Here is a 24,357-nt window from a genome sequence, read left to right as displayed (position 1 = left end):
CACTGGTCACGCTTCCGCAGACGCAGCCAGGCCCGAGCCCGACGCTCCCACTACAAACGCCGAGGCCACACACCCCAGATGCGGTTGCAGTACTAAGGGTGTCCGTACGGTCATCGGAGTGCGGAGCGCGAAGGAGATCTGTGGACATCGTGCTGGACCCGCCTCGCGGCGCCGGCCCCGTACGGCTGGGCATGTCCCTCGACGAAGCGGTCACGGCGGTGTCCCAGTGGGGCCCCGCGAGGTCGAGCAGGACGACGACGAGAAGACGATCCGCACCTCCTGCGGCACCGTGCGCGTCGACATCCTGCTGGAGGAGCCGGGTACGTCGGTCACCGCGGTCGAGCTGTGGTGGCCGGGCGAGGGGCGGGAGAGCGACGTGCGGGTCCTGCTCGACGGCGACGACGTCTTCGCCACGCCCGCCGAGGAGCTCTTCCGGCGGGCGGCCGCGCGCGGCCGAACCGTCGACACGTCCGAGCCCGGGTACCCCTTCGTTCCCGGTGTCTCCCTCGGCTTCACCCGGCAGACCAGCCAAGAGGTGCCCCGCACCGCGCAAGGGCTTCCGGTCCACGTCACCTCTGTCCTGGTCGCGGGCGAGCGCTACTACGACGTCCGCCTGGGGGATCATTGACCGAATCGTGTGCGTCCGGGGGCTCGTCACGGGAATCGGCGAGGCTGCCCGCGCGGCCCGAACCGGTCGGTGCGTTCGGGGACCGTGGCCTTGATCCCGCGCCGGCGTCGTACGGACGCGCGGACCTACGGACCACTCACCCGCCCCGGAACTCCGCGCACCGGTAGGGGCCCAGCGGGTCGCCCTCGGACGGCCGCAGGGTGACCTCGACGTCGTCGGCCCGGACCTTCGGGTCGAATACGGACTGGGCCCGCGCCAGCGTGCACACCAGCTGCCCCGTGCCCTGGGCGGGCGTCGCCTCTCTGTACGGCCCCTCGACGCGGACGGTCACCCGGGTGCCCTTCCCGGTCGCCGAGTAGCCGCCGAGCTCGACGAGCGAGGTGAGTCCGTCGCGCTGTTCGGCGGGTGGAGGCTCCTGGCCGAGCAGCTTCAGGACCCCGTCGAGACTCTCGACCTTCCGGTCGAGGACGGGCACCCCGCGCAGTCCGGAGGGGGACGCGTAATACAGCCGTATGCCGCGCGTCAGCCCGGACGCGGGCTCGCCCGCGCCGACCACCCCGGTCGGCTGGACCCCGCAGGCCGCCAGCGCCGTCCCGAGCACGGCGACCGCCACCGCGACCGTGCCCGTGTGCCGCACCTTCACTCCGCCGCCTCTCCTTCGTCTTCCTCGTCCGCACGGCGCAGGGGCAGCCGCAGCGTGAACACGGCCCCCCGGCCCGCCCCTTCGGCCCCCTCGGCCGCACCGGCGACATCGATCGTGCCCCCGTGCAGCCGCGCGTTCTCCAGCGCGATCGCCGTACCGAGGCCGCTGCCCTGCCCGCCGGCGTCGGCCGCGCCGCGGGTGCGCGCCGCGTCCGCCTTGTAGAAGCGGTCGAAGACCCGCTCCCGGGCCTCCGGCGGCAGCCCCGGGCCGTGGTCGGCGACCTCCAGCGTCACCCACGCCCCGTCCGCCGCGAGCGTCACGACGACGGGCGGGGCTCCGTGGCGCAGCGCGTTGCCCACCAGGTTCGCGACGATCACGTCGATCCGGCGTCGGTCGACCACCGCCCGCAGCCCCTCCGGGAGGTGCGCCTCGACCCGATCCGTCCAGCCGCGCAGCGCCAGCGACGCCCGGACCGTGCCGGCGAGATCCGTCTCGGCCGCGTTGAGCCGGACCGCTTTGGCGTCGAAGCGGGAGATCTCCATCAGATCCTCGACCAGGCGGGCCAGGCGCGCCGTCTCCGCGCCGACGGTGCGGGCCGCCCGCGCGGCGTCCGGCGGCAACTGGTCGGCGTCCTCCTCCAGTACGGTCGCCACCATCGTCATCGCCGCCAGCGGCGTGCGCAGTTCGTGCGACACGTCCGCCACGAAGCGGCGCGCCTTGGCCTCCTGCTCGCGCAGTTCGGCGTCGGACGCCTGGAGCGCGTCGGCGGTCTCGTTGAACGTCCGGGCCAGATCGGCGAGTTCGTCGTGCCCCCGGACGGCGACCCGGCTGCCGAGATGGCCGCCCGCGAGTGCCCGGGTGGCCCGGCCCAGCTTCCGTACCGGACGCAGCACCGTCCCGGCGGCCAGCAGCGCGAGGACGGCGGCGAGCAGCACCACCGGCACGGTGCCGGCCCGCACGGAGGCCAACAGGGCGGCGGTGTCGTCGCGTTCGGCCCGCAGGTCGGTGATCGCGTAGACCTCCAGGCCCGAGGTGCGGCGGTCCCCGTCGGCGTACGTCACGGGCATGCCGACGACCAGATAGGGCTCGCTCCGCCACGTCACCCGCTGGAACCGCGCGTCGTCCCCGGTCCTGACGGCGGCGCGCAGCTCGGCGGTGATCCGGCCCGAGGTGTCGGCGTACCGGTCGGAGGTCGCGGCGAGGTCCCGGTAGCGGGCGACCACGATCCGGGCGCCGAGGCCGTCCGAGACCTGCGCCGCGAACCGGGCCAGGGACCGCTGGTCGGGCGGCAGGTCGAAGTCGGCGGCGACGGCCGTGGTCCGCTCCCGCAGATCGTGGACGGCGGTGTCCTGGGTACGCCGCAGGACGGCCGTGCGGGCCTCCCGGTAGGCGAGGGTGGTCGCGGTCACCGCGCTGACGAGCGCGACCAGGACGAAGGTGACGACCAGCCGGGTGCGCAGCCCGCCGACGAACCGCCGCGGACGTCCGCGTGGTCGATCCCTGTTCTCGCGCGTACGCTTCACAGCGGCCCGAAGCGGTAGCCGAAGCCCCGCACCGTCTGGATGAACCGGGGCTTCGACGGGACATGCTCGATCTTGGCCCGCAGCCGGCCGACCGCCGCGTCCACCAGCCGGGAGTCGCCCAGGAAGCCGTGGTCCCAGACGGATTCGAGGAGCTGCTCCCGGCTCAGCACCCGGCCCGGGGAGGCCGACAGCTCCAGCAGCAGCCGCAGTTCGGTGGGCGGCAGCGGGACGGGGACGCCGTTCCTGGTCACGGTGAGTCCGGCACGGTCGATCACCAGGCCGGCGAGGTCCGTGTCCGGTTCCTGCCGTGCGGACGGTTCCGCGCGTCGCAGCGCGGCCCGGATGCGCGCCTTCAGGACGGGCGCGGTGACGGGCTTGACGACATAGTCGTCCGCGCCCGCCTCCAGGCCGGTCACGATGTCCGCGTCGTCGCCGCGCGCGGTCAGCATGATGACCGGCAGGGTCGCCGAGCGGGCGCGGATGCGGCGGCACACCTCGAAGCCGTCCATGCCGGGCAGCATCAGGTCCAGCACGGCGAGTTCGACCCGGGCGCCGTGTTCCCCGGCGAGCAGGGCGAGGGCCTCCTCGCCGGTGGCCGCGGTGTCCACCCCGTAACCGTGCCGGCGCAGCACCAGCTCCATTCCGTCCCGTACGGACACGTCGTCCTCGATGAGCAGCACATGCGCCATGGCCCGATTATGGGCACGCCCACACACCGTCCGGCTAGGGCGACCGGGGGACGGATCCGCAGGTCGGGGGCATTGTTACCGTCCCATCACATGGTCATGGACCCGCCATCACGCCAGGCGGCGAACGTGCTGCCCATGAACATCACCGACGTACCCAGGACCACCACACCCACCCCCGTGACCGCCGCCGCCCGGCTGCGCTTCGCCGCGCTCGTCGCCGTACCCGTTCTCGCCCTGTCCGCCGCCTGCGGCGGCGGAGCCGACAGCACCGAGGGAGCGAAGGAGAGCTCGGAGATCGCCGACGTGCCGGCAGCGCCGGGCGCCGCGGACAAGGGCACGGACAAGGACGGCGGCACGGGCGCGGGTGCGGGCGCGGACACCTCGAAGGGCGAGTTCTACGACGCCCAGATGAAGTACGTCCAGTGCATGCGCGGCAAGGGCGGCTTCAAGGACTTCCCCGACCCCAAGCTCAGCGGCTATCTCGACTGGGAGAAGGTCGAGGAGATCGCCTCCAAGCCCGGCCAGAACGAGGCGTACAAGGGCGGGCGGAAGCAGGCCTGCGGCTCCGAGCTGCGCGACGCGCTGGCCGCCGAGCCCCGGCGCGACGAGCAGAAGGGGTACGAGTCGATGCTCGCCCACGCGAAGTGCATGCGCGACAACGGCGTCTCCCGGTTCACCAACCCCACCATGAGCGGCGGCATCGCCCAGCCGGGCGGCGACCCGAACCCGGCGAACCCGGCCCTCGACTCCGCGTCGCCGGCGTACAAGAAGGCCCAGAAGGCCTGCCGGTCGAAGCTCATCGACAGCGTGGCGGGCATGCAGTGAAACGTCGCACCGTACTCGTCGCGCTCGGCGCGATGACCGTCGCCGCCGTCGCCGGGGGGTTCTACTTCCTCGGCGGTGGCGCCGATCCGGACTCCTTTGGGAAGGCCGGCGAGCTGCCGCCCGCCACCGCGACCGTCGAACGCGCCGACCTCGTCCAGTCCAAGACCGTCGACGGCCGGCTCGACTTCGCCCAGCGCCGCCCCGTCAAGTCCGCCGTCGAAGGCACCGTCACGGTCGCCGCCCCCGAAGGGAAGACGCTGACACGCGGGCAGGCCCTGTACGAACTGAACGACAAGCCCGTCTCCCTCCTCTACGGGCCGGTGCCGATGTTCCGCGGGATGAAGCCCGGCGACCGGGGCAGCGACGTTCTCCAACTGGAGCGCAATCTACGCGACTTGGGATACGGGGCGGGGCTGTACGTCGACGTCCGGTACGACTCGGACACCGCGGCCGCCGTCAAGCGCTGGCAGAAGGACCTGAACCGCGAGCCCACCGGCCGGGTCGGCCGGGGCGACATCGTCTTCCAGCCCGGGCCGGTCAAGGTGGTCTCCGCCGACGCGGCCCTCGCCGACCAGGTCGGCCCGGACGGCGCGGTGCTCACGGTCGCCTCCACCAAGCCCGTCGTCCGGGCGGAACTGGAACAGACCGACGGCGCGCTCACCTCGCGGGGCACCAAGGTCGAGGTCACCCTGCCGAGCGGGAAGACCGTGGCCGGCCACGTCGCCGGGACGGTGCGCCCCGAGGCCGCCGAGGACGGGGGCGGCGGCGCGGCCCGGGACGGCATCACCGTCGAGGTCGTCCTGGACGGCGGGGCGGGCGCGGCGTCCGGCGAGGACTCCAAGGCGCCGTCGAGCGTGAAGTTCGTCAGCGAGGCCCGCAAGGGAGTCCTCGCGGTCCCCGTCGAGGCGGTCGTCGCGCTGCGCGGCGAGCGGGGCGGGTACGGCCTCCAGGTCGTCGAGGGCACCACGTCGAGGATGGTGCGGGTGGAGACGGGCATGACCGCCGACGGGCGGATCGAGGTCTCCGGACCGGATCTCCGCCCGGGCCTGAAGGTCGGGATGGCGGCCTCATGACTCCGACCGGACATCCCACCCGACACCTCGCCCGAACATCCCCCCGGCACCCCGACGTCGTCCCCGTCCCCGCCCCCGTACCCGTCATCGAGTTGCGGGGAGCGGGCAAGGCGTACCCCGGCGGCGTCCACGCCCTGCGCGAGGTGAACCTCATCGTCGAGGAGGGCGAACTCCTCGCCGTCGTCGGCCCGTCCGGCTCCGGCAAGTCCACCATGCTCCACATCATGGGCACGCTCGACAAGCCCACCACCGGCACCGTCCGGATCGCCGGCTACGACGTGTCCGCGCTCTCCGACTCCCGGCTCTCCGCGCTGCGCGCCCGCCACATCGGCTTCGTCTTCCAGCACTTCCACCTGGCTGCGGGACGGGACGCGGTCGACAACGTCGCCGACGGGCTGCTGTACACGGGCGTTCCGCTGAGGCAGCGGCGGGCCCGGGCGCGGGAAGCGCTCGCCCGGGTGCGTCTCGACCACCGCGGCTCGCACACGCCGAACGAGCTGTCCGGCGGCGAGAAGCAGCGCGTGGCCATCGCCCGCGCCCTGGTGGGCACGCCCCGGCTGCTGCTCGCCGACGAGCCGACCGGGGCCCTGGACACCGCTTCCGGCGCGATCGTCATGGAGCTGCTGCGCGAGCTGCACGCGTCCGGCACCACTGTCTGCGTGATCACCCACGACAACGAGATCGCCGACGCGCTGCCGCGCCGGGTCCGCTTCAAGGACGGCGCGATCGTCTCGGACACGCGCTCGGGCAGCCGCTCGGACGGCCCGGCCGGTGCGGGCGTCGACGCGGCGGCCGAGGAGGCCGGCCCATGACGCACGACCTCAGGCCCGCCCGTCTCTCCTCCCGCGACATCCTGCGCGTCGGCGCGGTCGGTCTGCGCGCGCGGCGGGCGCGGGTGGTGCTCTCGGCGCTCGGCATCGCCCTCGGCATCGCGACCATGGTGGCCGTCGTCGGGCTGTCCGAGTCGAGCCGCGCGGATCTCATGGCGCGGCTCGACCGCCTCGGCACCAACCTCCTCACCGCCGAGGCGGGCAAGGACCCCACCGGGCGGCCGGTCAAGCTCCCCAAGAACGCGGTCGCGATGGTCGAGCGCATCGGCCCGGTGCAGCGCGCCACGGCGAGTGCCGACATCGACGCCCGGATCCGCCGCAGCGACGTGGTCCCCGAGGAGCGCACCGCGGGCGTCACCGCTCAGGCCGTCCGCGGCGACCTGCTGGCCGCGCTCGGCGGCGAGGTCGCCGTGGGCGGGTGGCTGACCCCGGCCGGCGAACGCCTCCCGACGACGGTGCTCGGCGCGGTGGCGGCCCGGCGCCTCGGCATCACCGGCCCCGGGGAGACGATCATGATGAACGACACCCGCGTGGCCGTCGTCGGCATCCTCGATCCCATCGAACTGGCCCCCGGCCTCGACCGGGTGGCCATGGTCGGATTCCCGGCCGCCGAACGCTACTTCGGCTTCGACGGCCATCCCACCACCGTCTTCGAGCGCTCCACGGACGACTCGGTCATGGACGTCCGGGCGGTCCTGGCCCGCAGCATCAGCCCCGGCGACGAGGCGGCCATCAAGATCTCCCGGCCCTCGGACGCGCTGGCCGCCAAGGCCGCCACCGACGAGGGCCTGACGACCCTGATGCTCGGCCTGGGCGCGGTGGCGCTGCTGGTCGGCGGGGTGGGAGTCGCCAACACCATGGTCGTCTCCGTCCTGGAACGCCGTCAGGAGATCGGTCTGCGCCGCTCGCTGGGCGCGACCCGGGGCGCGATCCGGCTCCAGTTCCTGACCGAGTCGCTGCTGCTCTCGGCACTGGGCGGGGCGACGGGCGCGCTGCTCGGCGCGGCGGCGACGTACGGCTTCGCGCGGGTCCAGGGCTGGACGGCGGTGGTCCCGCCGTGGTCGCTGGCCGGGGGCCTCGGCGCCACGCTGCTGATCGGTGTGACCGCCGGCCTCTACCCGGCGATCCGTGCCTCGCGGGTCCACCCGACGGTGGCGCTGAACTCGATCTGAGGCACCGGACACGAAGAGGGCGCCTGCCCCGGGCCGAAGCCCGGGGCAGGCGCCCCTGTTCGAGGTCAGTCCGTGGTTTCCGGCACCGCGAGGTGGAGGACGCGGAGCCCGGTCGTCAGCGTGACATCACTTGCCGAGCCACGCGTTCTGGATGGTCACCTTCGACGCGTTGCCCTGCTTGTCCGTGACCTCGGCGGAGAGCGCGATACCGGCGTCCTTCGCCGGGCTCTTCACGAGGATCGTGCCGTTCAGGACCGGGGTGGCCTTCCAGGTCTTCCCGCCGTCGTAACTCACCGACACGGCGAGCGACTTGAGGTTGGAGCCGGCGGCCGAACCCTGCACGGTCACCGGGACCACGACCGGGAGGCCCGCCGGGGCGCGCGAGGAGAGGTCGACCGGCGGCGCGAAGCCGACCATGGACACCGGCAGCGCGGTGGTCTCCGCGACCTGCTTCGAACGGAACGAGAAGCTGGTGTCGATCCGGGTGGAGGTCGCGGCGACGGTCGCCGGACGCTCGACGGAGGTCGTCAGCCGGTACGCGGCGTCGGCGCTGTCGACCGTGAAGGGCTTCGCGCCGCGCAGCGGGTCGTCGTTCTCGGCGACCTTGACGCCGTCGCGGTACAGCGTCGTGGTGGCCGAGGTGTACGGGCCGTCGCCTTGGTGGCCCGCGCCGTCGCCGAGCAGCGGCAGAGCGCCGACGATCAGCTCCCGGCCCGACTTCGTGTGGGGAGCGGTACGGAAGACACCCGTGTCCTTGCTCAGGACCGGGCCGATGACGCCGGTGTTGAAGGTCTCCTGGTACGTCCGGCCGGCCTCGTAGCGCTTCGGCTGGGCCATGGACTGGTTTCCCTCGATCGCGGGGAGGCCCCACTGGTCGGGCTCACCGAGCTGCGCGACCGCCGTGTTCCACTTCACCCCGTCGGCGGTGGAGACGTGGACGGTACGGACGCCCGGTGCCGTCTGCGTCGGCCAGAAGCCTTCGCCGGCGGCGCCGTCCGGCATCACGGGGATCATGGACACTCCCGCCGACTTCCCGGCGACGGAGGCACCGAGTCCGACCTTGAGCGTGGCCAGCTCGTTCGCCTTCACCTGCCGGGTGTAGCCGGTCCCGAGCGTGTTCGTCGGGCCGCCGAAGGCCACCGCGTACTGGGTGGTGGCGTCCTTGAGGAAGTACGCGGACCAGAACTGGGTGAGCGAGCCGTCGGTGATGGCCGGTCCCACGTGGGCGGTACGGAATCCGGTGAGGCCCGACAGGTACCAGCCGCTGCCGACGCCGCCGGCGTCGGTCTCGGAGTGCATGTAGGACAACTCGGCGGAGGCCGCCTTCTCCACGCCGGGCACGGTGATGTCCACCGGCTTGGCGGTGCGCGCGTCCGGGGTGACGGTGGTGTCCCCGGAGATCTCCAGCTCCGGCTGGGCGATCCAGTCCGTGCCCGCGGTCAGGTCCGAGGGGTCCTGGTAGACGCCCGTGTCGAGCGCGTACGAGCCCTTGGGGACCCGGATCGTGTGGCTGCCCGGTGCGAAGTCGACACGGGCGCTGAAGCCCGCCGCCAGGCCTTTGACGCCGACCAGGAAGTTGTAGAAGTACTCGGCGTCGGTGCCGTCACGGTCGATGGTCCTGAGCGTGAGGTCGTAGGACTCCACCTCCCGGACGGCCACCACGGTGGTACGGACACTCTGGCCCCCGCCGGTGGCGGTGACGTAGCCCGCGAAGGCGCCGTCGGTGTCACCGATCCGGGTGTCGGCGACGAGGTCGACCCCGGCCGTGCCGCCGGCGGGCACGGTCACCTTCGAGGCGCCGAGCGTGAAGAACCCCGCCGGGGCCGGCTTGCCCGCCGGATCGACGACGGACATCGACAGGTCGAGGGTGACCGCCGTGGTCCCCAGGTTGCGGTAGGTGACCTTGCGGGTGACGGGCTTGTCGTCGGCGTGCGGCCAGCTGGCCGTGCCGAAGTTCTGCGACACCTGCTCGGCGACGACGCTCTGGCCGAGTGCCTTGTCGACCTGGACCCGGCCCGTGCCCTGCTGGAAGACGGTGGCGGTGCCGGGCGTGGCCGATCCGGACAGCGCGCCCTTGAGCTCGGCGGACTTCCAGCCGGGGTTCTTCTGCTTCAGGAGCGCGGCGGCGCCCGCGACGTGCGGGGTCGCCATGGAGGTGCCGTCGATCTGCAGGTACCCCGGTGCCGGGTGCGGGGTGTCGGGATCCGTGTCGATGAGGCTGCCGGGGGCGGCGGCCGCGGCGATGTCGACGCCGGGCGCGGTCACGTCCGGCTTGACGGCCCCGTCACCGGCGCGCGGGCCGCTGCCGGAGAAGGAGGCCAGGACGTCGTCCTTGTCGACGGCGCCGACTGTCAGCGCGGCGTCCGCGGAGCCCGGTGAGCTCAGGCTCGACGCGCCGAACCGGCCGTCGTTGCCCGCCGCGACGGCGAACAGGACGCCCTTCTCGGCGGTCAGTCTGTCGACCGTCTCCTCCAGCGGGTCGACATCGGGGCCGTCGGGGCTGCCGAGGCTGAGGTTGACCACGTCGGCCCCTTCGGCCGCGGCCCACTCCATGCCGGCGATGATGTCGGAGTCGCTTCCGAAGCCCTCGTCGTCGAGGACCTTCCCGCTGATCACCTTGGCGCCGGGGGCGACGCCCTTGTACGTGCCGCCGGACTTGGCGCCGGTGCCGGCGGCGATCGACGCGACGTGGGTGCCGTGTCCGACCCGGTCCACGGCATCGGGGGACCGGGAGAAGTTCTTCTCGGCGACGACCTGGGTCTTGAGGTCGTCGTGGGTCTTGTCGACGCCGGTGTCGAGGACGGCGATCTTGACGCCCGTGCCGTCGTACCCGGACTCCCACGCCTTGTCGGCGCCGATCTGCGAGGTGCTGCGGTCCAGGCTCGCCTCGCGTACCCCGTCCAGCCAGACCTTGCGGATGCCGGCGGAGGCGACCCGTATACCGGGCTTCTGCTGGTCGGTCAGCGCGTCCCACACCCGGGCCGTGTCGTCGGGGGACGTACGGATGGCGTCGGCGTTGATCGTCGGGAAGGTGCGCCGCACCTGGGTGTCACCGGCCGCGCGCACGTCGGCGCGTGCGTTGGCGGCACCTCCTTCGTACTGCACGATCAGCTTGAGGCCGGCGCCGTGGCTCTTGCGGAGCCGCGGCTCGGCCAGCGCCTTGACGTCGAACAGCCGCTGGTCCAGCCGGCCCGTGGCCAGCAGGCGCTGCGCGTCGGCGGGTATCACCAGGGTGCTGTCCTTGGTGCGCTGCACCTGGACGGGGACGCGCTCGCGGCCCTTGGCGGGCTCGAAGCGTACGATCCGGCCCTTGGCGTCGACCGTCACCGTGTCGCCGGTGACGAGCGGGATCCGCTGCTCGCCGCCGACGCGGGCGATGTTCGGAGTGCCGGGTGAGGAGGCCGTCGTGGTGGTCACGATGGCCGTCGCGGGACTGGTCATTCCCGCGGTCAGGGCCACCGATGTGGCCGCTGCGATGGTGAAGGCGCGTGTTCTCTTCACATGTGCGCGCAAGACTCCCCCAGGAGAGTGGGATGAGGCGGAGTGGTTGGTTCCAGCCGGGGTACGAGAACGCCCGCTGCTGGTCAGCGCAGTATGTGAGGGCCGGCTCGGGTTGATCAACGTCGGTTGTGGCAAGCGGAGTTGGGACGTGTGGTTTTTGGTCACGTCGGGGTCCGCGTGTTCGACGGGGCCATGATGACTGTGTGACCGCTGTGTGACAGCGGTGTGATCCCTCCGCGACAACGGCGCCGAGAGCCCGCCCTGGATCGCGCTCCGGCCCAAGCCTCACGGGCTTTTCCCGTGTCGGGGATCCGCGCGGCGGGGGCACGCTCGTCGAATGGCTGTATCCGGGCCCAGGTGAAACCGTTCTCTCTCCGGGCCCGGAGCCGTGGTTCAGTCGCAGGTGAGCAGGGTCTTGGCGATCGTGGCCCGGGCTTCGAGAGCCGTGTGCGCGTCCGCCGCGCCGGACAGCGGGAAACGCTGCCCGACGCGGACGCCGAGGTGCCCGTCGCGGACCAGCCGCAGCACGGCGGTGCCGCGGCGCAGCAACTCCGCCCGGTCCTGGACGTGATGGGCCAGGTTCGGGCGGGTGACGTACAAGGACCCGCCGGCGTTGAGGCGTTGCAGGTCGAACGGCGGCACCGCGCCGCCCGACTGCCCGTAGACCGCCAGGACTCCGCGCGGGCGGAGAGAGGCCAGGCTCTCGTCGAACGTGGGACCGCCGATGCCGTCGAACACCGCGGCGGCGCCGAGGCCGCCGGTGTGCCGCCGTACGGCCTCCAGGAGCGCGCCCGGCCGGTAGTCGACGACCTCGGCCGCGCCGGCTGCCCGCGCGGCCGCCGCCTTGGCCGCGGTCGACGCGGTGCCGATCACCGTGCCGCCGCGCAGCCGTACGAGCTGGGTCAGCAGCATGCCGACACCGCCCGCGGCGGCGTGCACGACGACGGTGTCGCCGGTTCGCACCGGATACGTGTCGTGGCACAGGTAGTGCGCGGTCATGCCCTGCAGCAGGGCGGCCGCCGCCAGGTCGGGGGCCAGCCCGTCCGGCACCGGCACCAGCCGGTCGGCGCGCAGCATCGCGTATTCCGCGTATGCCCCGGGCAGGTTCGCCCAGGCGACCGTGTCGCCGACGGCGACCTCGCGCACCCCGGGCCCGATCTCGACGACGGTCCCGGCGCCCTCCTGGCCGGGGACGAACGGCAGCTCGTTCGGGTACTGGCCGGACCGGAGATAGACGTCGATGTAGTTGACGCCGGCGGCGGCGAGCCGCACCAGCGCCTCGCCCGGGCCCGGCGACGGGCGGGGCAGGTCGACGAGTTCGAGGACGTCGGGTCCGCCGGGCCGGCCGACCTGGATGGCCTTCATGGTGGGCGGGGTCGGCGGGGTCGGCGTGGCTGGGGTGGCTGGGGTGGCCGGAGCGGTCGGGGTGCCGGACGGTTCAGAGGCCGACATAGCCGGCTTCCTCGGCGAGTTCGCGGACGAGCGGCAGGGCGGGGCGGATCTCGGACGCGTGACGGAGCCACTTGTCCGGGTCGGGGGTGGTCTGGGTCATCACGACCGGGAGGTCACGGCGGCCCCAGGCGTCGGAGAAGGGCAGGTCCACCGCCTCGGCCACGGCCTCCATCGTGGACACCGGGTCGGCCTGCACGTCCTCGTAGCGTACGAGCACGGAGTCGCCGGTGGGGGCGAGCTCGCGGGCGGCGTCCAGGACGGCCCGGTTGTGGGTCAGCCAGTTGCGCGCGCAGACCTCGGCGAGGCGCAGGTCCACCCAGTCCTGCCAGCCGGGCGGCAGGCTGAGGTTCCACCACTCCTTGCCCCACGGGAACACGTCCGAGTAGCCCTGGATGCGCAGCGGCACCGGCACTTGGTAGGAGAAGAACATCCGCGGGTTGAGCCAGGCGTCCATCAGGGAGCCGATGCTGGTGCGCGGATCGCGCACGACGAACACGAACTTCGCGTCCGGGTAGAGGGCCCGCAGGAACGGGATCCGGAAACAGGACTGGATGCTCTTCTCCACCAGCCGTATGCCGGAGGCGAGTTCGGCCTCCGTGGGGCGTTCGCCGCGCGACGGGAAGCAGAACGGGGTGATCTCGTCGAGTTCGCCGCCGTCGCGGGTGGTGGGCGGCCCCTCCGGCAGATCGCCGGGGAAGCGCTCCTGAAGAGCCTTGAGCGGGACGTCGTAGTAGTGCGGGCGCAGGCCCTGGGCGCTGAGGAAGTCGAGGAAGTCGAGCTTGTCGGCGACGGACCACTCCGCGCCGGGCTTGCGCGCGGCGGCGAGCAGGTCCGCGTTCAGCCGGGCCGCCACCTCGGGGGTCGCGTCGGAGGCGTCCAGGGCGTTGGAGTGCCAGCCGCGCCGGCCCGGGTGCAGGCTGTCGCGTTCCCAGATCGGCTTGCCCTCGCGGCCGATGCTCCAGACGTGCTCGCTGCGTTCGATCAGACTGCGGACCAGGCTGGTGCCGGAACGGGGGTGGCCGACGATGAAGATGGGCTGTTTGAGCATGACGGAGCTCGCTTTCGTGAGGAGGCGAGGAGGCGAGGAGGCGAGAGGGGGCATTGGGGGGCGGGAGGTGACGAGGAGCCAGGGGGGTTTGAGGCTCAGGTGCTCAGGTGCTCAGGTGCTCAGGTGCTCAGGTGCTCAGGTGCTCAGGCGGGCCAGCGGGCGGACCGGACGTGCCGGTTCGCGAGTCCGGCGGCGGTGATCACGGCCTGGACGCCCGCGATCAGCACGATGGCCCCGGTGACGCCGAGGAACTGCAGGGCCAGACCGCCGGCCAGGGAGCCGAGCGGCGATCCGGCGCCGATGAGGGTGATGGTCGCGGCGATGGCGCGGCCCCGCCGGTGGTCCGGGGTCTGCCGGAAGATCATGATGTCGACGAGGATCTTCAGCGCGGGCAGCCCGAGGGCCGCCAGGGTGAGCATCGCGAAGACCCAGACCGGTCCGAGCGGCAGCGCGAGCAGGGCCACCGCGACGGTGGTCAGGGTGGACGCGGCGAGCAGCAGCGCGCCGGGGCTGAGCAGCCGGTTGAGGCGGGGCACGAGCACCGAGCCGGCGAGCATGCCGACGGCCGTGCCGGTGAGGGCCAGACCGATCGCGCGGGGGGAGTGGTGCTGGTCGCGCAGGGTCACCATCACCATGAGGATCGCGGCGGTGATGCTGAAGTAGAAGATGCTGACCAGGGCGAGCGCGGAGCGCAGCAGCCGGTCGCCGACCAGTTCGCGCACTCCGGAGAAGGCGGTGGTGAGCGGCCCGAGCGCGCTCTTCTTCCCGCCGCCCGCCGCCGCGTCGTCCGCCGGCTCGGCGGGCCTGGCGGCCTCCGGCACCCGGATCACCAGGGCGCACAGGAACGAGATCACGAAGCCGGCGATCGCCGCGAGGAACGGGAACGCCCGGGAGACCAGGAACAGCGCGCCGCCCAGCGGAGGTCCGGCCAGGGCGGCGGCTCCGCTGCGTGCCTCGTCCTGGCTGAGCGCCGCGGTCAGTTGCTCGTCCGGTACGACGGCGCGGATCAGCAGCATGCGGGCCGGCGCGCCGAAGGCCGTACCCGTACCCAGGACGACGGCGGCCGCGATCAGAAGGCCGAAGTTCGCCCGGCCGGCCATCAGACCGAGGACGATGAACGCCAGAGTGAGCGCGCGGACCGCCTCGGAGATCAGCAGGATGCGGCGGCGGTCCCACCGGTCGACCACCACGCCGGCCGGAAGTCCGACCAGGAGGGCGGTGCCGATCTGGGTGAAGCCGAACAGACCGGCCAGCGCCGGCGACCCGGTCAGGGCCATGATCAGCAGGGGATAGGCGACCTCCACGGTCTCGAGGCCGAGGTTGGCCGCGGCGGCGCCGATCCACAGCGTCTGGAATCGCCGGTTGCGGCGCAGAGGCACGGGCGGGGCGGGAGCTTCGCTATCACTCTGACGTAAGCGTTCACTCATGCGTGAACGCTAGCATGTGAATGAATGGTTCGCTACGAGGAAACGGAGTGGGGTCCATGGCTGACGATGCCGACGCGAGGGTGATCGTCCGGGAGGTGGACGACGTGGAGACGCTGAAGGCCCTGTCCGACCCGCTGAGGCTGGCGATCCTCCGGGCGATGATGAGCGACGTGCAGGCCGCGCACCGGGTCAAGGACATCGCCCGGCTCCTCGACCAGCCGCCCACCCGGCTCTACCGGCACATCAAGGTGCTCGAGTCGGCGGGCCTGATCAAGGTGGCGCAGACCCGGATGGTCTCCGGCATCCAGGAAAGCCAGTACCAGGTGGCGCAGTTCGCCCTGCGGCTGAGCCGCGATCTGCTGGCCGCGCCCGGTAACGCGGGCGACCTGGCCGACGCGTTCGCCGCGACGCTGAACGACTTCCGAGACCGGCTCGTACGGGACGTCATCAGCGGCCGCTTCCAGCCGGAACCCGAAGCCGGGGCCGAGGAGTCGGGAGCCGGGGCGGGGGCCGCGGACAAGCCGGATCCGCTCGGCCCGATGGTGGTGGCGCTGGACCGCCGGCTGTCCCCGGAGCGGGCCACCGAGTTCCGGTCCCGCCTGACCGCGCTGATGGACGAGTTCAACCGGCCGGACGACGAGGAGAACGCCGTCGTGCCGGTCGAGTTCCTGCTGATGTTCTGGGCGCCCAAGGAACCGTCGGGGGAGCCCCCCGCGTAACCGGTTCGACGTGCGCACCGCCTGGGTGGGCCCCAGGCCGGTGCGCGCATTGCGGCACCCTCCCACGGTGAATTACCTCAACAGTTGCGCAATAATGAAATAGTGATGCTGTCGGGGGGAGGGCGGGAACCGTGGGCGACACGACCACCGTGGAGCGACTGCTCGGAGAACTGGCGCGGGGGTGCGCACCGCCACCCGAGGAGGAGGCGCCGGCCGCGTACCGGCAGGTGGCCGTGTACGACCGGACAGGATGCCCCTGGCCGGGTGTGATCACCGGATGGTGGACCGACCCGGACGGCCTCACTCTGTGCCGGCTGCGGCTCTCGGGTCTCCCGGAAGCCCGATGGGCGGTCTTCGACGCCGAGCGGATCATCCTTCTGGTCGCCGGCGGGACGTAGTGGACTACCGGGGACTCGCCGAGGTTCATGGCGTACCGCCGAGCGCCACCACCTGCCACCGCGAAAGGGTGGACCCGAGCTCGACGGAAGCAGCCGAAGAAGCATCAAAGTGCGGTTCGCGGACACCATTTGATCGCCACGGGGCCGGTTCGACTCCATTCTGGTCCGGCGTGGGGAGGGGACATCCGATGAGCGGTGCCGGAGAGGGACTCGGGAAGATCGAGGTAAGGCTCAAGTGGGATCCCAGCTCATGGAGGGAGCCCCCGCGCCACCTGGACATCGTCGCGGCGACCTACTCGGACGCCGACCGGTACGGCCGGCCGGCGTACGTCGTCCACTACGACAGCCGCTCCCCGGACGGCACCATCACCATGCCCCGGCACAGCACGACCGGGCAGGGCTTCGGGTTCGTCGAGGTGATGACCCTGGAGTTCGACCGGCTGTCATCCGCCTATGGCAGGGTCGTCGTCGGTGTGGCCATTCACCAGGACGGCGGCCCGCGCACCTTCGGCGACATCCGGAATGCCGGCGTGCTGGTGATCGAGAAGTACACGGAGCTGCTGAAGGACGACTTCGGGCGGGTCGCCGGAGCGACGGCCGCGACGATCGCGGAGTTCGTACGGGACTCCACCGGTCGGTGGTGCATGTACCCGGCGATCCGAGGCTACGACAGTGAACCGGCGGCCTTCATCGCCGAGATGGGCAGAGCCCACAGCCTTGAAGATCCATCAGCGTGAACTCTTCCTTCCCTCGCTGAACGCTTCGTCGAGGGATGCCGGGGAGGTGATCTTCTTCGCGCCATTCGGCGTAGCGTCTTCAGGGCCCCATGAATGCATACTTGCGCAATCTCTAAAGTGTGAGGGGGGGTGCCCCTATGTCTTTGGTCAAGCGAAACGGGGGTGCGTTGGGTCGGTGAGCCAGGCAGCATGGCGGGGTGGCTGATCTGCTGTGGGATGACGTGAGTTCCTTCTTCGACCCGGACTTGATGGGGTCGTTGCCGGACGTGCGTGTCCCGGATGCCTCGGTGGAGGACTGGCAGGCGGTCCTCGATCTTGTCGTGGAGAAAGGCTGGAAGTTCCAGTACTCCGAAGGTGAGACGGTGCTGCCGGTGCCCCGTGCGGAGACCGCGCTGTCCCGCCCGGCGGACGCTGAGTGCGCGGACCTGCGGGTCTGGCTGGCTTCCGACGTGCTGGCGATCTTTCGTTTCCTTGACGACGAGGTCATCGACTTCGACGTTGACCTGCGGGAGTTGCAGGGCCAGGAGCGACTTGATGTGTTCTGCGGTTTCCTCCGGGAGATCGGGCGACGCTTGGGCAAGCCGGTCCTGATGGATCCGGAGGGCGACTACGGCCATCCGGTACTCGGCTTCGATGTCGAGGCCGATCGGGTCGTCCTTCTGGCTGAGCCGCTGGTCATGTGACCGCGGCCGCGGGCCGGGACTCGTAGAAGGTGCCGTCACGGAGCATCGCGAAGAGGACATCGGCCCGCCGTCTGGCGAGGCAGAGCAGAGCCTGCGTGTGGTGTTTGCCCTGGCTGATCTTCTTGTCGTAGTAGGCCCGGGATGCCGGGTCGGCCAAGGCGGCGAACGCGGAGAGGAAGAAGGCCCGTTTGAGCTGCTTGTTTCCCCTCCGGGAGGGCTGTTCGCCGCGGATCGATGAGCCTGAGTTGCGGGTCGCTGGGGCGAGACCCGCGTAGGCGGCGAGGTGGGCGGCGGAGGGGAAGTTGCTGCCGTCGCCGACGTCGATGAGGATCCTGGCTCCGGTCCTGATGCCGACTCCCGGCATCGAGATCAGGACCTTGGAAAGAGGGTGGGACTCCAGCAGTTCCTCGATCCGCCCGGCCAGCAGTTTCCGCTGGTCGAGGACGGCGGTGAGGGAGCCGGCAAGGCTTGGGACGATCAGCGCGGCCGCCTCGGTGCCTGGCACCACCACGGTCAGTTCGTCCAGCGCGGTGAAGATGTCCTCGACCAGTCGCTCGGCCATCCGCGGGGCTTTCGGCCGCAGCAGCGTGACCAGTCGGCGTCGGCCGGCTTTGCGGATCTGGGCCGGTGACCCGAACCGTTCCAGCAGGGTCAGAACTGCCGGGTGTTGCAACCGCGGCCCGAGCACCCGCTCGAGCGACGGATGGATCTGCGTGAGCAGGCCGTGGAGCCGGTTCGCGACCCGGGTCGCTTCGCCGGCCAGGTCGTCGTCGAACCCGACGATCATCTCCAGCTCGGCGATCGTCTCGTCTTCGAGGTCTATGGACCGCAGCGTGTGGGGCATCGCGCGGGCGGCATCCGCGATGATGAACGCGTCTTTCGCGTCGGTCTTGGCCTCGCCGGGATAGAGGTCGGCGATCCGCCGCATCGTTAATCCGGGCAGGTAGGCCACCGGGCAGCCCATGTCCCTCGCCACCGCCAGCGGCAGGGCTCCGATCGAGGCCGGCTGGTCGACGACCACCAGCACGGTGCCGTGCTTGGCCTGCAACTTCGCGAAGAGCTCGCGGAGTTTGGGCTCGGTGTTGGGTAGCCGTTTGTCGAACACCTTCTTCCCGGCCGGGGTCACAGCGGTGGCGTGGTGTTCGCCTTATTACGAAGAGCCTCCCGACCTGCGGAAAGTCGGTGGTCAAGCCCCTAATCAGCGGTCAGTCAGTGCCTCCGTGTCCGGTGACACCACCCCCCGGATCATGGTTAACAAGGGGGGGAAGTCATGCCGGGCCCGGAGGCCGGGAGCCCCATTGCGGAGCCAACGAAGACGGTAATGGGGGGGGGCGGCCGCGTCGGCGGCGGGCCAGGCGCTCGCGTGTCGGCGACGGGCGCACGTGAAGGAGAGGACGATCCGGTGTTCAGTGATGTAGGCGTGTTGGAGATCCTCACGCTGGGAGTCGTCGCCGTTCTGCTCTTCGGGCCCGACAAGCTGCCCGAGGTGATCCAGAACGTGACGGGATTCCTGCGCGAGGTGCGGGAGTTCTCGGACGGCGCCAAGCAGGGGATTCGCGCGGAACTCGGCCCGGAGTTCGAGGACTTCGAGTTCGAGGACCTGCATCCGAAGGCGCTCGTTCGCAAGCACATCTTGGATGGCGAGGGTGACCTCTTCGGCCTCACGGAACTCCGCGACGCTCTGGATCCGCGCCCGGAGCCGACCCGGATCGCCGACATGGTGCGCGAAGCGGCCGGCACCTCGGCCGAGGTGCCGGCGGAGGCCGCTGCTCCGGCCGCTGGGGTGGACCTGACCAAGGGCCCGGCCGTGCGGCCGACGCCGTCCTTCGACCCCGACGCGACATGACGGGGTGGCGGGCGGCCCGGGTTCGCCGGCCCGGGTCACCGCACGGGCGGGTGCCCTTCCGTGGCGGGTCCGGGTGCCGGGCCGGTCGCCGGCGCCTCCCGCGCGCCGTCGTCCCGCATCGCTCGCGTCTCGCTCTTGAGGATGCGCAGCGACTTGCCCAGCGACCTGGCGGCGTCGGGGAGCCGCTTTGACCCGAACAGTACGATGAACGCGATCGCCACGACCAGCAAATGCCATGGCTGCAGTGCGTTGTGGAACACGTGATCACCCTTCCCTCGATGCGGTCCGCCCCTCCGGAGCCGACCCGGCACACTTGCTACATTGCGCAACTGTATATCCGTCGGTGAGTGCGCACGCACGCACGGGGCGCCCCCAGGCTGCCCCGCGTGACAGGCCCCGCAGTCGTGCTACTCGCGGCAGTGCTTAAGCGTGTCGCCTGTCGAAGCGGAGCTTCTCCACCCTGAGAGCCACCGTGTACACCGCGAGGACGGCGGCGAGGAGCAGGTAGAACAGCGGGGGCAGGGGGGCCATGGCGAGCATCGGACCGAGCGGGGACAGGGGCAGCAGGACGCCGATGGCGGCGAGAGCGCCGGCCGCGCACCGCACCGGGCTGGAGGCACGCCCCGCCCCGGCCGACCGGATGCCGGACAGCACGATCATCACCAGGGCCTGGGTGAGCAGGTTCTCGGTGAACCAGCCGGCGTGGAAGACGTCCTGGGCGTCGGTGGCCGACCTCGTGGTGAGGAGCAGCACGGCGAACGTGGCCACGTCGGCGGTGGCGTTGAGCAGTCCGAAACCGGTGAGGGACCGCAGGAATCCGCGTGGCCGCAGTCGTGCCGGGCGCCGGAGCGCGCCGGAGGCGGGGCGGTCGAAGGCGAAGGCGAGCTGTGCGGCGTCGAAGCACAGGTTCTGCACCAGGACCTGGGCGGGGAGCATCGGCAGGAAGGGCAGCAGGAGCGCCGCGGCGAGCATGGCGATGACGTTGCCGAGGTTCGACGACAGAGTGATGCGCAGGTACGTGGCGATGCCGGCGCTGCTGAACCGGCCGGCGGTGATCGCGTGGTCGACCGCCGCGAGATCCTTCTCGGCGAGGACCACGTCGGCGGTCTCCCGTACGACGTCGACCGCGCCCTTCGGACAGATGCCGACATCGGCCGCGAGCAGCGCGGGCACGTCGTTGGCGCCGTCGCCGAGGAATCCGGTCACGTGCCCGCCGGCCCGGAGCGCTCCGACGACGCGGGCCTTGTGCTCGGGGGCACAGCGCGCGAAGACGGTGGTGCTCCGGGCGGCCTCGGCGAGTGCGTCGTCGTCGAGGCGGTCGATGTCCGTGGCGGTGAGCACCCGGCCTGGCGCGAGGCCGAGCTCCCGGCAGGTGTGGGCGGCGGTGCCCGGGTGGTCGCCGGTGAGGATGCGGACGGCGACGCCGTGCTCGGCGAGGCTGCCGAGGGCTTCGGCGGCGGTGGGAGCGAGGGCGTCGCGCAGGACGACGAACCCGAGGAAGGCGAGTCCGCGTTCGTCGGCTGGTGTGTAGGCGCGTCGGCGGGCGGGGCGCTCGGCGAGGGCCACGGCGAGCAGCCGGGCCCCGGTGTCCGCTTCGCGCGCGGCCATGGCCAGCAGGCGCTCGCGTTCGGCATCGTCCAGCGCGCAGCGTTCGAGGACGTTCTCCACGGCACCCTTGGCGACGAGGGTGTGGGTGCCGAGGCGGCCGGGGCCGCGTACGACGGCGGTGGCCAGGCGGCGTACCGGGTCGTAGGGCAGCGCGGCCACGCCGTCCCAGCCGAGAGGTTCCTCCTCGCCGGTGGCGTCGAGGATCGCCTCGTCGAGGGCGTCGGGGGTCGGCAGTTCGGCGAGCTGCAGCGTCCACCACGCGTTGACGCCGGCCCAGCGCAGTACGGCGGGGTCGTCTCGGCCCTCCGCGTCCACGGCTCGCGCGACGACGGGCCGGTCCTGGGTGAGGGTGCCGGTCTTGTCCAGGCAGAGGACGTCGACGGCGCCGAGGTCGTGGAGCGCGGGCAGGCGTTTGACGATCACCTTGTGGGTGCGGGCGAGCCGGGCGGCGCCCCGGGCCAGTACGGTCGTCACGACCACGGGCAGCATCTCGGGGGTCAGCCCGACCGCGACCGCGACCGCGAAGGGAAGCGTCTCCAGCCCGCGCCCGTGCAACGTGGCGCCGGCCATGAGTACGAGCGGCGGGGTGATCAGCATGAACCGGATCAGAGTCCAGGAGATGCCGTGCACCGCCTGGTCGAAGGCGCTGTCGCGGCGCCGCCGGGTCGTCCGGTGGGCGGCGGCGAGGCGCGTACGGGCGCCGGTGGCGACGACCACGCCGGTCGCGCTGCCGTACGCGACGCTGCTGCCCATGAAGCACACGTGCGGCCGGGCGAAAGGCCCGATGTCCGTGCCGTCGGGGGCGTCGAGAGGGGACTTGGCCACCGGTGCCGACTCGCCGGTGAGCGCCGCCTCGTGGACGCGCAGACCGCTGGCGCGCAGCAGCCGTACGTCGGCGGGCACCAGGTCCCCGGGCCCCAGGCGGACGATGTCACCGGGTACCAGCTCCGCGGCCGGAATCTCGCGGGGCCCGGTCACCGGTCCGTCGTGATCGGGGCGACGCAGCACGGTCGCCGTGCTGACCACCGACTCGCGCAGCGCGGCCATGGCGCGATCGGCCCGGTGCTCGCCGGACGAGCGCAGGAGGCAGCTGACCGCGACCAGCGAGAGGATCACGCTCCCGGTGCCCCAAGCGGCGACGACCACCGACACCAGGCCGAGGCAGAGCAGAACGGCGGTGAAAGGGTCGCGCAGGCTGTGCAGAACCCGCCGGTACAAGGAAACCGGCCGCGCGGCGGGCAGTACGTTCTGTCCGTGTCGGGCCAGTCGCCGCTCGGCCTCCGTGTCCGTCAGACCGCGAGGCCCGCTGTCGAGGTGCCGCAGCAGCTGCAGCGCCGTCAGCGCGACCGGCTCCGCCGTGTCCGCCGGCGCCGGCTCTCCGCCGGAATTCCAGACCCGCGGGTCCGGGGCCGCCGCCTCAGACACCGAAGCCGCGGCGCCGGGTGAGCGCCGGGGTCTCGACGGCCCGGGCGGTGAGCTGCCCGACCATCATCCGGACCACCGCCACGACATCGGGATCGTCCACGTAATAGACCTGCCGCCGGCCCTCGCGCCGGGAGCGCACCAGGCCCGCCAGTTTCAGCTTGGTGAGGTGTTGGCTGACCGCGGGCAGCGCGCCGCCGACCCGCTTCGCGAGCCCGGTCACATCGCTCTCGCCCCGTGCCAGCGCCCACACGATGTGCAGCCGCGCGGGCGAGGAGAGAAGCCCGAAGGCGGCCGCGGCCTCCGCCAGAACCTCGACAGGAGGATCCGCGTAGCCGCCCACTTCTGCCGCCACCACTGCTCTCCCGTCCCGAGTACGCCAAAGGCTCCCCAGTCTAGAGCTGTCCCGGAGCGGTCCCCGCTCCTCGTGGCCGGCACCGCGGCCGGGCAGCCGTCGCCAGGCGGGCCACGTGGACGCGGCGCGGCGGCCTCCAGGCCGGCGGCCGTCCGCCCGGGCCCCGGACAGGGACCCTCTCCTGTGCGGCGCCGGACGGGTCAGTCCCCGTGGCCGTCATCCGCCGCTCGCCGCCGGTGACGATCAGGGTCGTAGATCGCGGCGAGCTCCGGCGTGATTCCGTTGGTTCCGCAGTTCCGAGTACGTGGCGACGGTCCGGGCGAAGGCCCTTGTGTCCTCGGCCAGTTGACGTGGGGTGTCGCAACTGTCGAGCAGGCCGCCCAGGGAGTGAAGCCTGTCCCGGATCCATGGCTTGAGGAAGCGGTCAAGGGCACCCAGCCGGTACGCGTCCTCGGCCGACTCGGCGACGAACAGCGCACCACGCGCCAGAGCCTCGTACCTGTCTGCGCGATCCATCGGCTCTCCTCCCGGAAGCGGCGATCGCCCCCACCGTATCGATCGACAAGCCGACAGCGCGGGCCGATTGGCCGAGCCGGCCTCGCCCGGACCGGCGACAGGACACCCGGATCCGCTGGAGCCGCGGATGCCGGGACGGCCTCGACCCCCGCGCGTCCGTGAAGGGACACGCGGGGGTCGTGGGGCCGTGCGTGGGGCCCGGACCGGAATTCCCGGACCTCAGGCCGGGGAGTACGTCACTTGGCGGCGATGAAGAGCCGGCCGCCGGGGAAGCGGTGCGGTACGCAGCGGGCCTGGTCGAAGCCGGCCTGGCGGAAGCGGTCCAGCCAGTCCTCCTCCGGAGGCAGCGCCACGTCCATGAACCCGGCGTGCAGGTAGCTGAACAGCGCGCTGAACCGGCGCTCGCGCTCCGCCGCCGCGAACGGCACCGCGTCGGTGATCGCCATGATGCCGCCCGGCCGCAGCGCCTCCCGGCACTGACGCAGCACCCGGTCGAAGACGTCGCCCTCCTTCACGATGTCGTGGAAGACGAACCCGGCGTGGATGACATCGGCCCCGGCCACCGGCGTGGGGTCGTCGGCGATGGACTGGATCGGCCGCTCCACCACGTCGAGCCGGTCGCCGACGCCCGCCGCCAGCGCCGCGCGGGCCGCCTCCTGGCAGGCGCCGGCGCTCATGTCGAGGGCGACGCCGGTGCATTCCGGCAGCCGGCCGAGCAGGTCGATCAGCAGACCGGCGGCGCCGGCGCCGAGGTCGGCGATCCGCTTCGGCCGCGCGTCCAGGATCGTCTCGGTGGCGGCCGGGTAGAAGCTCTGGCTGCCGATCCACCGCGAACTGACCGCCACCTCACGGCCGTTGCGCTGGAACTGCTCGGCGGCGCCGGCCGGGTCGCGCAGGAACGCGGCGGGGTTCTGGAGGTACGGCTGGTTGGCCCGGAGCGACCAGGTGAGGTAGCCCGACTCGTGGATCCGGTCGGCGAAGTCGTCCGCGATCCGGAAGTCCTTGACCCCGGCCGGCACCAGCAGCGCCGCGGCGACCAGGGCGGACACGAATCCGCTCATGCCCTCCTCCGGCACCTCGGCGGCCACGGCCAGCTCGGCCGCGGTGACCGGCTCGCCGCGCTCCAGGAGCGGCAGGATGTTCAGGCGGTCGGCCATTTCCAGCAGGGCGGCGACGGCGGCGAGATCGGCTGCGGTCTCAGGGGAACTGACGCGTGACATCGCGCTCTCCTCATCCATTTCGACGTTCGTCTCGGGTTCCCC

The 24,357-nt window shown here is 72.1% G+C and carries 22 protein-coding genes and 1 pseudogene; 10 read left to right on the top strand and 13 right to left on the bottom strand.

The genetic code is table 11. The annotated features are described in order from the left end of the window. The first annotated feature begins 226 nt into the window (after positions 1–226). Positions 227–628, top strand: coding sequence for a hypothetical protein (locus tag ABZ693_RS22470; protein WP_359880031.1), 402 nt, complete (start codon positions 227–229; stop codon positions 626–628). Positions 629–764: 136 nt separating this feature from the next. On the opposite strand, the gene ABZ693_RS22465 is transcribed toward ABZ693_RS22470, so the two are convergent. From ABZ693_RS22465 to ABZ693_RS22455, 3 genes are read right to left on the bottom strand one after another with little or no spacing between them, the layout of a single operon-like run. Continuing rightward, positions 765–1,271 (bottom strand): hypothetical protein, encoded by a 507-nt coding sequence (locus tag ABZ693_RS22465; RefSeq protein WP_359880028.1) that lies wholly within the window; start codon positions 1,269–1,271, stop codon positions 765–767. Next, entirely contained in the window at positions 1,268–2,794 is a 1,527-nt protein-coding gene (locus tag ABZ693_RS22460) for an ATP-binding protein (protein ID WP_359880026.1), read from the bottom strand. Before ABZ693_RS22460 ends, ABZ693_RS22465 begins: the two co-directional genes overlap by 4 nt. Further along, positions 2,791–3,483, bottom strand: coding sequence for a response regulator (locus ABZ693_RS22455; RefSeq protein ID WP_359880023.1), 693 nt, complete (start codon positions 3,481–3,483; stop codon positions 2,791–2,793). The genes ABZ693_RS22460 and ABZ693_RS22455 overlap by 4 nt, the downstream gene beginning before the upstream one ends. Before the next feature lie 96 nt (positions 3,484–3,579). On the opposite strand from ABZ693_RS22455, the gene ABZ693_RS22450 reads away from it, so the two are divergent. From ABZ693_RS22450 to ABZ693_RS22435, 4 genes are read left to right on the top strand one after another with little or no spacing between them, the layout of a single operon-like run. Next, positions 3,580–4,308: a hypothetical protein gene (locus ABZ693_RS22450; RefSeq protein ID WP_359880020.1), complete on the top strand. Its 729-nt coding sequence runs from the start codon at positions 3,580–3,582 to the stop codon at positions 4,306–4,308. Between the two features lie 32 nt (positions 4,309–4,340). Continuing rightward, on the top strand, positions 4,341–5,381 hold the full coding sequence (locus ABZ693_RS22445; RefSeq protein WP_435842503.1) for a peptidoglycan-binding protein: 1,041 nt from the start codon (positions 4,341–4,343) through the stop codon (positions 5,379–5,381). Further along, complete coding sequence (locus tag ABZ693_RS22440) at positions 5,378–6,193, top strand: ABC transporter ATP-binding protein (RefSeq protein WP_359880016.1); 816 nt, start codon at positions 5,378–5,380, stop codon at positions 6,191–6,193. The genes ABZ693_RS22445 and ABZ693_RS22440 overlap by 4 nt, the downstream gene beginning before the upstream one ends. After that, entirely contained in the window at positions 6,190–7,383 is a 1,194-nt protein-coding gene (locus ABZ693_RS22435) for an ABC transporter permease (RefSeq protein WP_359880014.1), read from the top strand. The genes ABZ693_RS22440 and ABZ693_RS22435 overlap by 4 nt, the downstream gene beginning before the upstream one ends. Positions 7,384–7,509: 126 nt before the next feature. On the opposite strand, the gene ABZ693_RS22430 is transcribed toward ABZ693_RS22435, so the two are convergent. From ABZ693_RS22430 to ABZ693_RS22415, 4 genes are all read right to left on the bottom strand, one after another. Continuing rightward, on the bottom strand, positions 7,510–10,824 hold the full coding sequence (locus ABZ693_RS22430) for a S8 family peptidase (RefSeq protein ID WP_359880012.1): 3,315 nt from the start codon (positions 10,822–10,824) through the stop codon (positions 7,510–7,512). Between the two features lie 453 nt (positions 10,825–11,277). Further along, positions 11,278–12,336, bottom strand: coding sequence for a quinone oxidoreductase family protein (locus ABZ693_RS22425; RefSeq protein WP_359880009.1), 1,059 nt, complete (start codon positions 12,334–12,336; stop codon positions 11,278–11,280). Then, entirely contained in the window at positions 12,323–13,384 is a 1,062-nt protein-coding gene (locus ABZ693_RS22420) for a sulfotransferase family protein (protein WP_359880006.1), read from the bottom strand. Before ABZ693_RS22420 ends, ABZ693_RS22425 begins: the two co-directional genes overlap by 14 nt. 143 nt (positions 13,385–13,527) lie before the next feature. Then, on the bottom strand, positions 13,528–14,763 hold the full coding sequence (locus tag ABZ693_RS22415) for an MFS transporter (protein ID WP_359880004.1): 1,236 nt from the start codon (positions 14,761–14,763) through the stop codon (positions 13,528–13,530). A gap of 104 nt (positions 14,764–14,867) precedes the next feature. Between ABZ693_RS22415 and ABZ693_RS22410 the strand changes: the two genes are divergently transcribed. The 4 genes from ABZ693_RS22410 to ABZ693_RS22395 all read left to right on the top strand — a co-directional run bounded on the left by ABZ693_RS22410 (position 14,868) and on the right by ABZ693_RS22395 (position 17,348). Then, on the top strand, positions 14,868–15,530 hold the full coding sequence (locus ABZ693_RS22410) for an ArsR/SmtB family transcription factor (RefSeq protein ID WP_359880001.1): 663 nt from the start codon (positions 14,868–14,870) through the stop codon (positions 15,528–15,530). Between the two features lie 131 nt (positions 15,531–15,661). Beyond that, positions 15,662–15,928 carry a hypothetical protein gene (locus ABZ693_RS22405; RefSeq protein WP_359879999.1) on the top strand — a complete coding sequence of 89 codons (267 nt, stop codon included), beginning with the start codon at positions 15,662–15,664 and terminating at the stop codon, positions 15,926–15,928. Positions 15,929–16,116: 188 nt separating this feature from the next. After that, positions 16,117–16,665, top strand: coding sequence for a TerD family protein (locus ABZ693_RS22400; protein WP_359879996.1), 549 nt, complete (start codon positions 16,117–16,119; stop codon positions 16,663–16,665). A 197-nt stretch (positions 16,666–16,862) separates the two neighbouring features. Then, complete coding sequence (locus ABZ693_RS22395; RefSeq protein ID WP_359879993.1) at positions 16,863–17,348, top strand: hypothetical protein; 486 nt, start codon at positions 16,863–16,865, stop codon at positions 17,346–17,348. Here ABZ693_RS22395 and ABZ693_RS22390 read toward each other — a convergent pair. Further along, positions 17,341–18,489 (bottom strand): annotated as a pseudogene (locus ABZ693_RS22390) (IS110 family RNA-guided transposase); the annotation flags it as partial. The gene ABZ693_RS22395 and the pseudogene ABZ693_RS22390 sit on opposite strands and share 8 nt — an antisense overlap. 261 nt (positions 18,490–18,750) lie before the next feature. Between ABZ693_RS22390 and ABZ693_RS22385 the strand changes: the two are divergent. After that, positions 18,751–19,194, top strand: coding sequence for a sec-independent translocase (locus ABZ693_RS22385; RefSeq protein ID WP_359880034.1), 444 nt, complete (start codon positions 18,751–18,753; stop codon positions 19,192–19,194). Positions 19,195–19,229: 35 nt separating this feature from the next. Here the strand turns inward: ABZ693_RS22385 and tatA are convergent, their stop codons facing one another. The 5 genes from tatA to ABZ693_RS22360 all read right to left on the bottom strand — a co-directional run bounded on the left by tatA (position 19,230) and on the right by ABZ693_RS22360 (position 24,315). After that, positions 19,230–19,454, bottom strand: coding sequence for a Sec-independent protein translocase subunit TatA (gene tatA / locus ABZ693_RS22380; protein WP_359879990.1), 225 nt, complete (start codon positions 19,452–19,454; stop codon positions 19,230–19,232). A 163-nt stretch (positions 19,455–19,617) separates the two neighbouring features. Next, positions 19,618–22,227, bottom strand: a complete 2,610-nt coding sequence (gene mgtA / locus ABZ693_RS22375) for a magnesium-translocating P-type ATPase (RefSeq protein WP_359879987.1) — start codon at positions 22,225–22,227, stop codon at positions 19,618–19,620. Beyond that, positions 22,220–22,579 (bottom strand): ArsR/SmtB family transcription factor, encoded by a 360-nt coding sequence (locus tag ABZ693_RS22370; RefSeq protein WP_359879985.1) that lies wholly within the window; start codon positions 22,577–22,579, stop codon positions 22,220–22,222. Before ABZ693_RS22370 ends, mgtA begins: the two co-directional genes overlap by 8 nt. Before the next feature lie 243 nt (positions 22,580–22,822). After that, complete coding sequence (locus ABZ693_RS22365; RefSeq protein ID WP_359879982.1) at positions 22,823–23,095, bottom strand: hypothetical protein; 273 nt, start codon at positions 23,093–23,095, stop codon at positions 22,823–22,825. Positions 23,096–23,331: 236 nt separating this feature from the next. Beyond that, positions 23,332–24,315 (bottom strand): class I SAM-dependent methyltransferase, encoded by a 984-nt coding sequence (locus ABZ693_RS22360; RefSeq protein ID WP_359879981.1) that lies wholly within the window; start codon positions 24,313–24,315, stop codon positions 23,332–23,334. Positions 24,316–24,357: the final 42 nt, after the last annotated feature.

The sequence above is a fragment of the Streptomyces laurentii genome, assembly GCF_040635425.1.
In the GTDB taxonomy this organism is placed as follows: domain Bacteria; phylum Actinomycetota; class Actinomycetes; order Streptomycetales; family Streptomycetaceae; genus Streptomyces; species Streptomyces laurentii.
Note: the sequence above shows the minus strand (reverse complement) of the source record. Positions and strands in the feature narration are given on the sequence as shown.

What these genes read in the sequence shown, in the direction of transcription:
- ABZ693_RS22455 (WP_359880023.1), bottom strand. Translation starts at nt 3,483, where the DNA reads ATGGCGCATGTGCTGCTCATCGAGGACGACGTGTCCGTACGGGACGGA.
- ABZ693_RS22450 (WP_359880020.1), top strand. Translation starts at nt 3,580, where the DNA reads ATGGACCCGCCATCACGCCAGGCGGCGAACGTGCTGCCCATGAACATC.
- ABZ693_RS22445 (WP_435842503.1), top strand. Translation starts at nt 4,341, where the DNA reads ATGACCGTCGCCGCCGTCGCCGGGGGGTTCTACTTCCTCGGCGGTGGC.
- ABZ693_RS22440 (WP_359880016.1), top strand. Translation starts at nt 5,378, where the DNA reads ATGACTCCGACCGGACATCCCACCCGACACCTCGCCCGAACATCCCCC.
- ABZ693_RS22435 (WP_359880014.1), top strand. Translation starts at nt 6,190, where the DNA reads ATGACGCACGACCTCAGGCCCGCCCGTCTCTCCTCCCGCGACATCCTG.
- ABZ693_RS22430 (WP_359880012.1), bottom strand. Translation starts at nt 10,824, where the DNA reads ATGACCAGTCCCGCGACGGCCATCGTGACCACCACGACGGCCTCCTCA.
- ABZ693_RS22425 (WP_359880009.1), bottom strand. Translation starts at nt 12,336, where the DNA reads ATGTCGGCCTCTGAACCGTCCGGCACCCCGACCGCTCCGGCCACCCCA.
- ABZ693_RS22420 (WP_359880006.1), bottom strand. Translation starts at nt 13,384, where the DNA reads ATGCTCAAACAGCCCATCTTCATCGTCGGCCACCCCCGTTCCGGCACC.
- ABZ693_RS22410 (WP_359880001.1), top strand. Translation starts at nt 14,868, where the DNA reads ATGGCTGACGATGCCGACGCGAGGGTGATCGTCCGGGAGGTGGACGAC.
- ABZ693_RS22400 (WP_359879996.1), top strand. Translation starts at nt 16,117, where the DNA reads ATGAGCGGTGCCGGAGAGGGACTCGGGAAGATCGAGGTAAGGCTCAAG.
- ABZ693_RS22365 (WP_359879982.1), bottom strand. Translation starts at nt 23,095, where the DNA reads ATGGATCGCGCAGACAGGTACGAGGCTCTGGCGCGTGGTGCGCTGTTC.
- ABZ693_RS22360 (WP_359879981.1), bottom strand. Translation starts at nt 24,315, where the DNA reads ATGTCACGCGTCAGTTCCCCTGAGACCGCAGCCGATCTCGCCGCCGTC.